This is a genomic window from Rhodococcus sp. P3_B8, assembly GCF_056402775.1.
In genome coordinates, this window is the sequence record NZ_JBFUGT010000266.1 from 1 (window position 1) to 9,045 (window position 9,045).

A 9,045-nucleotide genomic window follows, 5' to 3' on the forward strand; every position below is an offset into this window, starting at 1 on the left:
GCATCGCCCAGGACCTGCGGACGGCGCAGGAGCACGAACAACGCTTGCACACGGCGATGGAGGCGGCGGCGTACCGGGCCCGCGAACAACAAGCCCTCGCCGAGCTGAGTCGGCTCGCCGTGGACGGCGACCTCCACGACGTACTCGCGGGCGCCGCGGACGCGGCCGCCGCGTTGATGGGGGTCAACTGCGCCGCGGTCGCCCGGGCCGGTGAGTCGGGCGGCGTGTTGCGGGTGCTCGCCTACCGGGGGCAACCACCCGCACTGCAGGCCTTCGCCGCTGGTGCCGCTTCCCAACCGGGATATGCGGCGGCGGTCAACGAGACCATCATCTGCCCCGACCGCTACGGGGAGCACCGCTTTTCCACCGACACCATGAAGACCCGGGGACTGCGGTCCGGGGTGTGCGTCCCCATCGGAAGCGCCGGGTCGGTGTGGGGTGTGTTGACCGCGCACAGTGTGCGCCCCCGGGAGTATTCCGACCGCGAGGTGATGTTCCTGCTGTCGGTGGCCGCGGTGCTGGCGGCGGCGGTCCGGCGTATCGAGGCGGAGGAGGGGCTGCGGTATCAGAGCGTGCACGATGTGTTGACCGGACTACCGAACCGGGCCCTGGCGCATCGGCGGATCGATGTGGCCTTGGAGGCGGCGCGCCGCAGCGAGTTCGGGGTTGCGGTGTTGCTGGTCGACCTAGACGGGTTCAAGATTGTCAACGACCGGCTCGGCCACGCGGTGGGCGATGACGCCCTGATCCGGTGGGCCGAACGGCTGCAATCGGTGGTGCGTCCCGCTGACACCGTGGCGCGGATCGGGGGCGACGAATTTCTCATCGTGTGCCCGGAGATCGGTTCGGTCGAGGATGCCATTGCCGTCGCGACCCGGGTCACCGAATTGCAGGTCGGCCCCGGTTCGGGCGGGCGTGGTCTTCGGTTCACCGCCAGCGTCGGCATCGCACTCGCCGGTCCGGACGGGACCCGTGAGTCGCTGATCCGGCGCGCGGACGCGGCGATGTATCAGGCCAAGGCCACCGGGAGTGGGTTCGCCGTGGCTCCATGAGCTGAATCGCCTTGCCGCTGAGTCGATTTTATGCTGACGTTGGGATGGTGGCTCGAGAAGGCGAGCGGAGTCTCCGACGCCATCCTCTCCCGCCACATTGCCACCGGCGTCTCGAGCCGAACGAGCCTCCCATGACCGGCTGCGAAGACCGCAATGTGTTGACGCCATCGCCGCGGTCATGGAACGCACCGCGCCCGCCGACGCGTGCCACGCCTGCCTCGCGCGCGTGCGATGAGTGGGCGGGACACGGTGCAGTCGTCTACCGTTTGGCGTAGTCGGCGACGCCGGTCCAGTCGATGACCACGCAGGGCTCATCACCGAGGATCCAGGCGTCATGTCCGGGCGGGCAGACCATGAGATCACCCGGCCCGAACTCTATGTCCTCTCCGTCGTCCATAACGATCTTCATGCGACCCGAGATGACGTAACCCATGTGAGCGGCTTGGCAGCTGTCGGTCTTGGCTATCGGTTTGACGTGTTTGGACCACTTCCAGCCGGGCTGGAAGGTTGCCCTCCCCACAGCGCCGGACGGGACGTTGACGAGTTCGAGCTTGCCCATGTCGTCCTCGAAGGGGCGGGTTTCCTCGGGTGAATTGAGACTCTTGCGGATGAGACCGGACATTGTTGTCCTCCCACGTCGTTGTGGCGGTACCGACCGAGGCGGCGGACCTTCGACCGCTAGATCGGAACCGCGCGCTGAAGCGAATTCCTCGTCCTCTGATTCTGGGCGGGCTCGCTGGCTGCCGCAATATCTAGCCTGGCCACGGGGTGAGTCGCTGCCGCCGACACGCTGGTGGCTGCTCGAGGATCGCGGTGTGAACGCTTGGATGGGGACGGATGCGCGGCGTACGGGCCCTACCAGGACATGCCCGGGTGACCAATTGACGTCGCAGCATGAGTGTGAGACCAGGAATGTGTCCGGCACCACGGCCGTGGGGATCGGTGAGTGGAACTCGCCTTAGAGTGGCTGTCTCGCTGGCGCGGGAAGCGCAGACACTGAACGGCGAACCCACCCGGCGGGTGCCACAATGAGTATGCGGGGGAAGCGGTCGAACACCCACACCCGTCATCGCTAGCACGGACCCATGACCGGAACAAACGGAGCTGCGCCGTCCCGTCAGGGCGGTCCCGCCCTGGACGGCATCAATGGCCAAGGTCAAGGCCAAGGTGAGGCAGAAGCTGGACGGAGTGCTCGGGCTCGGGTCACAGCCGACCTGGTCAGCGGGCACCGCCGAGGTACGACGCCAGGTTCGCTAGGGAGGAGGCGATCCCGGCCTCGTGCCCCTTGGTCGATGCCGGGTGGCACGTCAGCGGCGGTGACGGTCACCTCGGTCCCGTCACCGGCGGCAATGAGGTGCCAGGTTATCGTCATGGTGCCGCGTACGACGGGTCGTCGGCTTCGAACACCGTCCGCTGTACTACTCGCTTCGGTGACGTCAGGTCGGTGCGGGAAGTCGTGTTGTGCAACGACATTCCGGCATAGTTCAGACAGGCCCTCGGCCGAGCCGGGCTCGGGGGGCGACAGGCGTGAAGGGGAGATGGTGGGTGAGAACGAAGCATCAACGGGTGCATGCAGTTTGGTGCCAAGATGGCGATCTGTGTCAGTCGCACCACTTGCCGACATGCACCGCACACTCTGCCGGTCGCTCATTGACTCACATTCACGATTAGTCTGTGCGGTGATGGATACGTCCGAGAAGGCCGCCCGTGCGTCGGCGGCCGTGACTGCGGAAGGCAAGCGGAGTTGGCAATGAACGTTATCAGCGGTGCCGCGCGCGCCGCCAGAAATGCAGTCGGGGTTCTTCGGGACGCGGGTGAGGGCGCCTGGTCCTTTACGAGCAGCAAGCTGCGGCGACGGACGCAAACATCTGAGGAAGCCAGAGCCGGACTCGAGGTGGAACCCCAGCTCACTACCGAACCCGAGTCGGAGCCGATCACATCCGAGGCGCCGACCGCGAAGAAGGCTGCGGCCAAGGTACCTGCGAAGAAGGCTGGTGCCGCCAAACCGAGCCGGTCTGAGACGGCGCCCGCCAAGGGAGGCTCCAAGGCAATTGCCGAATCGGCGCCGTCTGAGGTGGTGCCCGCGAAGAAGGCTGCGGCCAAGGTACCTGCGAAGAAGGCCGCTGTCGCCAAACCGGCCCGGTCCGAGACGGCGCCCGCGAAGAAGGCTGCGGCCAGGGCGCCTGCGAAGAAGGCTGCGGCCAGGGCGCCTGCGAAGAAGGCTGCGGCCAAGGTACCTGCGAAGAAGGCTGGTGCCGCCAAACCGAGCCGGTCTGAGACGCCGGCCGCCAAGCGAGGCACCAAAGCAATCGCGAAACCGCCGCCGTCCGAGGTGGTGCCCGCGAAGAAGGCTGCTGCCGCCAAACCGGCCCGGTCCGAGACGGCGCCCGCGAAGAAGGTTGCGGCGAAGGCGCCTGCGAGGAAGGCGGCCGCGCAGAAGGCCGCGGCCGCCAAGCCGCCCGTGGGGAAGGCTGCGGCCAAGGTACCTGCGAAGAAGGCCGCTGTCGCCAAACCGGCCCGGTCCGAGACGGCGCCCGCGAAGAAGGCTGCGGCCAAGGTACCCGCGAAGAAGGCTGCTGCCGCCAAACCGGCCCGGTCCGAGGCGGCGCCCGCGAAGAAGGCTGCGGCCAGGGCGCCTGCGAAGAAGGCTGCTGCCGCCAAACCGGCCCGGTCCGAGACGGCGCCCGCGAAGAAGGCTGCGGCCAGGGCGCCTGCGAAGAAGGCTGCGGCGAAGGTTCCTGCGAGGAAGGCAGCTGCTAAGACGGCCGCGAAGAAGGCCGCGGCCGCCAAGCCGCCCGTGGGGAAGGCTGCGGCCAAGGTTCCTGTGCGGAAGGCTGCTGTCGCCAAACCGGCCCGGTCCGAGACGCCGGCCGCCAAGACACCCGCAAGGAAGACTGCGGCTGCCAAGAGGGGCGGCGAGGCAGCTGGGGTTCCTCCCGAATAGTGACCATCGTTCCAGCGAGACCGTCGGACCGGCCTTTTCGGTGTCCATTATTGGGGAACGCGTCACAATCGAATCCAGGTGAGTTCGATGCTGGATCCGGGAAAGCGGTTGACAGGATCGGTGCTCGACCGGTCGTGACTCGGTTCAGGTACTGCGCGTTGACTACCCAGCCCCGCAGGACGGTCATCTATTCCGGGTAGCAGGGCGCGCTGGTGGGCGGTGAGCAGCAGGTGTTCGAATCGGGCACGTAGCTCGGTGTCGGGGTCGCACTTGCTGAACCCGGCGACGAGTTGTTCGGCGATGGTGCGGAGTCGGGTGTTGGTTTCCTGGGATCACCAGGTCAGCACTTTGTATGCCCGGTCTACGGGGATGCCGTAGATCCGCATCAGCGCACCATTGGCTTGCTCGATCACCGACCGTGATTGGGCGATTTCGGCGACTGCTTCGTCGACCGAGTCTTTGACGTCGCTGCGGGAGGAGTCGGTGATATCGATGTAGAACCCGTCGCGCCGATCACTTGACCGGTGTCGTCGTGCAGGCGGTCGCCGGCGACACGACCTGGTGAATCGTGCCGGTCGTGTCGATGATCCGGTGTTTGCTGTTGAACGGTTCGGCGTCGTTGATCATCAGGTCCAGGTCCAGGTCCAGGACCAGGACCAGGACCAGGACCAGGGCGACGCGCGGGTGATCGGGATGCTTGTGGGAGAGCAGCAGTTCGGTGGTCGGCGCCACCTCGCCGGGTTAGTAGCCGTGCATCTGGTCGACGGCAGTGGACCATTCCCACCGCTGCCCGTCCAGGAGGACCGGAAGCTGCCCACCAGTTGCGGCTCACCGCCCAACACCTGTTCTGAATCCACGCCCACTCGTAGCGCATCGGTAGCGGGGGAGTTGCACGGGCGGTCCGGCCGGGACCGGGCCCGACCACCGCGCGCGGGTCGATACCCACGGGGGCTGGGACGGTTCTTCCGTCCAAGCGGTTGCCAGCGTACTGTCCCCCCGCGCCGTGATGTCCCGTAGCTCCGGGCGAGGACGACGAAGGCAAACCGTTGCTGCAAGCGTCGACAACGCAGTCCAGGAGAGGACCTGGGTTCGCAAGTAGTTTCATTCTCCTGCCGGGGCCGCGCGCGTTCCGGCGACAGGTGCGGGGCCTCGCCCTCGGGCCGCGCGCGGCGGTGGCGGCCCCAGAGCGGAAGGGGGGAACCGCTCGAGGGTCTGGCCGCTCGCGGTCGGCCGTCGAGCCGCGGGCAGCGTGCGGGTGGGGTACCCCGAACCGGGCGCATTATGCGCGCCGCTTAGGCGAAAACAGGGGGAGAAGGAGGAGGCACTGCCCCGGGCGGGCGTGGACGCCCATGGTAGGCAACTTCTCGCAGAAAATCCCCGGATGGAGTGAGGCCACCGAGCGTCAGTCCGATCGCTTCGGCGAGCGGGCCCTCCTCGACGCGCTCCGCTGGCTCAACTTCGCCTTCGACGCCGACATGCCGAATACGGATACGGGACTTCCGCAGGATTCGAGACCTGATCTGACCTGTATGGGGGTGCTTCCCCCTTGCACCTCTCCACCGGTGCGGCGGTGGCCGGTCGGGTTGCCCTCGCAGCAGTTGGCCGCACCGGTGAGCCGGACCTGTTCAACGCCGCCGCGGTGATCCTGCGGGCCATGCTCGCCGATCGGGTGGTCGAGGATCTGCACCGTGTCGAGGCCCGCAACGCCGAGGCGCATACCCGGCCCCACCGGCGCATCGACGTCGAATTCGCTGGTCCGCCCCTGGACCGAGCGAACTCGCTCGCCGTCCTCGCCGAAAGAGCTCCTCCGCCGGTCGTTCCGTGGACTGCGGCGCTTGCGGAACCCACAACTGACCCTGCTGGCCCGGTGCTTCGGTGGGTGAGGCGACCCGCCCCGCGATCCTGCTCAGCTTCCTGTTCTTCGACCCCGCCTTCGCCATCCCGGCGACCGCCCTGGGGCGGGCTGACGGTAGGCTCCGGCAGTATCCCCGACCGACTTGACGCACTGACCAGGTTCACAGCGACACGTGGGGCGAATAGGTTTCCGGGGGAGTTGACGATTCGATCCGGTAGTCCGTGAGACGGCCAAACCGGTGACCGAGTCTACTGGCGCGACAGGCGCATGCCCGTCGACGCGCGCGTGCCGCGCGTGCAGACACCCTGAACGATCAGGTCAGGTGGACGGGTTCTAGGCGCTGTAGACGAAAGGTCGGGACACCCGCCACCGGTYTTCAACGACCACACATCCGGAATTTTGATGTCCACAGATCCGGAGATCTCATGTCTGTCGGCCCGGGCTTCCTCGTGTCCGTTGACACCGGTCAGCTCCGCTGTGATCGATCGCGGGTTCACGGTGCCGAACGTCGTCTGGTCTGCGCCGTCAGCCAGACGGCCACCTTGAACCAAGATTAGGTCCGCGCCCGCCCCTCCAGAGCCGTGTGGATGTGGTCACGAGCACCGAGAGCGCCCGACCGTGACCACGTGTGGCGGCACTGCAGCCCAACCTCATTGGGACCCGGGTAGTCCCGTGTATTCCCCGGCGGGACGGTACTCGAAATCCGACGGGGATCAGCAGCCTCCCGCCTGGTCGGCCCTTTCACGGAAGGTGAGTGCGATGATCAATTTGTACTACCCATTGGTCAGGGCAATCTCGGTCACTTCTGACACTCAGCTTCTGTCAGCCGGATGATGCGTGCATCATCCACAACGTGTGAGGCTTCGCAATGTCATCGGAGATGAGGAAGTCCGGGGCGAGCTGTTGACAACGCGACGATCACATCGTTCGGCGGCCAACGCGAATGACCGGTCGCCCCACCCACAACTCGATTCACCGTCCGCGACAGCGCTTCCCCTCGTGCGGACTTCGGTGCCAACTTCTGGTGCTCGCCAGCCTTATACCGACCCCCGTACCGTCGAGGTACTTCCGTTCGTCCGATGTCATCATGATGTTGAAGAGACCGCGGTCGAGTTCTGGCGCGGGAGGATGGGAGAGTCCTGGGGCCAACCTGATCCGCCCGATATGTGGGCGGTTTCAGGCGCGCTGCCCTACACCTGTCGCGAATTCCCGTACCCGGTTCGCCGTGGTGTCCGGATTCAGGGGCGGTGTGGGTAGTCCTGCTCCGTCGTGAACTCCGAGCAGGAACTCGCGGAGCGTCTCATGGGGTGAATGTCGAGGTGTCCAGTTCAACTCGTCACGAGCTCGAGAGCAGTCCATCAGCGGGATGTGCAGGGCCGTCTCGAACAGTCCCGGCGAGGCGGGGATGACGTGGAGGTGCCAGCCCACCGCCACGGCGGAGCGGACGATGAAGGGGGCGACTCGCACACGGCGGGCACCGAAGGCTTTTGCGAGGAACGCACCGTCCACGGGTGGCTCGGCGGCCAGATTGAACGCGCCGTGTACCGGGTTCACCACCGCTGCCGCGTATGCGGAGGCTGCGTCCTCGGTATGGAGCACCTGCACCCGCAAGTCGTCCACGAAAGGCACCAGTGGAATCCGGTCCGGATGCACGAGTCGGCGGGGGAGCAGCGGGCCGAGGAACAATCGGCGTTGCGACGTCGCTGATTCTCGTTTGAAGRTGAATCCGGGGCGTATCCGCACTACACGGATGCTCGGATGCCGGGTTTCGTACGTATCGAGCCACCGCTCGAGGTACGCCTTTTCCCTGGGGTAGGCGGCTCCGGGCCAGCCATGGGTCGGCCACCTTTCGTCGACCTTCTCATCCGAGGGTCCGGGGGAGTACGCGGCCACCGAGGACGCATAGACGACGGCCGGGACCGACTCCTCCGCCGCTGCTTCGAAGACCCGGATCGCGCCGAGGACATTGTTGTTCCACGTGTCCTGCGACCGATGGGTGGGCTGGAACAACCACGCGAGATGGACCGTGACATCCGCGCCGCGCACCACCTCGTTCATGTTGTCGTGCGCTGCGTCCGCGGTGAGGAACGTGGTGTGCGATGGGTTCCACCTGCTCGGGCGTCGCGCGACGCCGATGATCTCTGCAATCGCCGGTTCGCGGCTGAGCGCATCGATGACACTGGTTCCCACATTGCCGGTCGCACCGATCACGACGACCTTCAATCCGCGCGAGCTACTCATGCTCACCCGAATACCCTTCACGAGGAACCGTACCCGCCACCTCGATACCGCCCGTTTCGCAAAGCAGGTCAGCTTCTTTCGCGCGCATTTCGGTGGCTCCAGCCGGCACTTGACCCAGGCATATGGGTAGACCAGTTCCCGGAGGGGTAAATACCGGGACAGCACAGTTCGCCCTGAACGGCAGCTGGGCACGGCTCAACGAGCCGGCGACATGATTTGGGGCCGGTCACGTTCGTCAGCATCCTCGTATCGCTCGCGATCGAGGAGTTGTTCGTGCGGGTCCTGGTCGGCTACGACCTGAGCCAGATGATGCACACCGATCAGCAGCTGATTCTGCATCGGCCGGTGCAGGTCGGGAACCGGCTGGACTGCGAAGTCTGCCTGGAGTCGTTCCGCCAGATGGGCGGCACCGACATCATCGTCACCAAGAACCTGATCACCGACCAGCACGAGGAACCGGTGGCCACCACCCGCACCACACTCATCGCCCGCACCGGCGGGGTGGCCGATCCGGAACTGGCCCGGGTGGTCGCCGCGGTGATGATTCACAAAGCACCCACACCGACGGCTTCGACTCGATACGACCACACATGCCGCGCTCACGTTGCAGGGGGAAGCCGCCAGCCGCGACTGTACTCGAGTTGGAGAGGCACCCGGACAACGGTGAGATCGCCGAGCGCGCCTGCTGCGGAACCTCGTGTCGTGGGACTGTCGGGATAACGGTTGAACTGGATCTGGCCGACACGCCGAGTTCTCTTGGCGAGAAGGCAAGACGATGACCGAAACACTGGATCCCATGGATCAGTCGAAGATTGACCACCAGAAGCTGGCCCAACAACTGTTGGCCCAGGCCAAAGCCGAGGGCGTCGAGTTGGTCGGCCCGAACGGACTGCTCAACCAGCTCACCGCGAACGTCCTCGAAACCGCACTCGAAGCCGAGATGGACGAGCATC

Annotated in this window: 5 protein-coding genes and 2 pseudogenes; 4 read left to right on the plus strand and 3 right to left on the minus strand. The window is 66.1% G+C overall.

Features of this window, described 5'->3' with window-relative positions; translation table 11 throughout:
• Positions 1–1,052: diguanylate cyclase domain-containing protein (locus tag AC1D1G_RS36565; RefSeq protein ID WP_477955941.1), on the plus strand; the 1,052-nt coding region annotated here is incomplete at its 5' end.
• Positions 1,053–1,311: 259 nt separating this feature from the next.
• On the opposite strand, the gene AC1D1G_RS36570 is transcribed toward AC1D1G_RS36565, so the two are convergent.
• Positions 1,312–1,674, minus strand: a complete 363-nt coding sequence (locus AC1D1G_RS36570; RefSeq protein WP_477955943.1) for a cupin domain-containing protein — start codon at positions 1,672–1,674, stop codon at positions 1,312–1,314.
• 1,128 nt (positions 1,675–2,802) lie between these two features.
• On the opposite strand from AC1D1G_RS36570, the gene AC1D1G_RS36575 reads away from it, so the two are divergent.
• On the plus strand, positions 2,803–3,996 hold the full coding sequence (locus AC1D1G_RS36575) for a nucleoid-structuring protein H-NS (RefSeq protein ID WP_477955944.1): 1,194 nt from the start codon (positions 2,803–2,805) through the stop codon (positions 3,994–3,996).
• Positions 3,997–4,190: 194 nt separating this feature from the next.
• Here the strand turns inward: AC1D1G_RS36575 and AC1D1G_RS36580 are convergent.
• Together AC1D1G_RS36580 and AC1D1G_RS36585 are read right to left on the minus strand one after the other, a co-directional pair.
• Positions 4,191–4,853 (minus strand): annotated as a pseudogene (locus AC1D1G_RS36580) (ANTAR domain-containing protein); the annotation flags it as partial.
• Between the two features lie 2,174 nt (positions 4,854–7,027).
• Complete coding sequence (locus tag AC1D1G_RS36585) at positions 7,028–8,092, minus strand: NAD-dependent epimerase/dehydratase family protein (protein ID WP_477955947.1); 1,065 nt, start codon at positions 8,090–8,092, stop codon at positions 7,028–7,030.
• 216 nt (positions 8,093–8,308) lie between these two features.
• Here AC1D1G_RS36585 and AC1D1G_RS36590 point away from each other — a divergent pair, with 216 nt between their 5' ends.
• Together AC1D1G_RS36590 and AC1D1G_RS36595 are read left to right on the plus strand one after the other, a co-directional pair.
• The gene (locus tag AC1D1G_RS36590; protein WP_477955945.1) at positions 8,309–8,812 is read left to right on the plus strand and encodes an FAS1-like dehydratase domain-containing protein; all 504 of its coding nucleotides are present in this window, start codon (positions 8,309–8,311) and stop codon (positions 8,810–8,812) included.
• 55 nt (positions 8,813–8,867) lie between these two features.
• Positions 8,868–9,045, plus strand: a pseudogene (locus AC1D1G_RS36595) (IS256 family transposase); the annotation flags it as partial.

Coding starts and splice junctions, on each gene's coding strand:
- AC1D1G_RS36570 (WP_477955943.1), bottom strand. CDS start 1,674: ATGTCCGGTCTCATCCGCAAGAGTCTCAATTCACCCGAGGAAACCCGC.
- AC1D1G_RS36575 (WP_477955944.1), top strand. CDS start 2,803: ATGAACGTTATCAGCGGTGCCGCGCGCGCCGCCAGAAATGCAGTCGGG.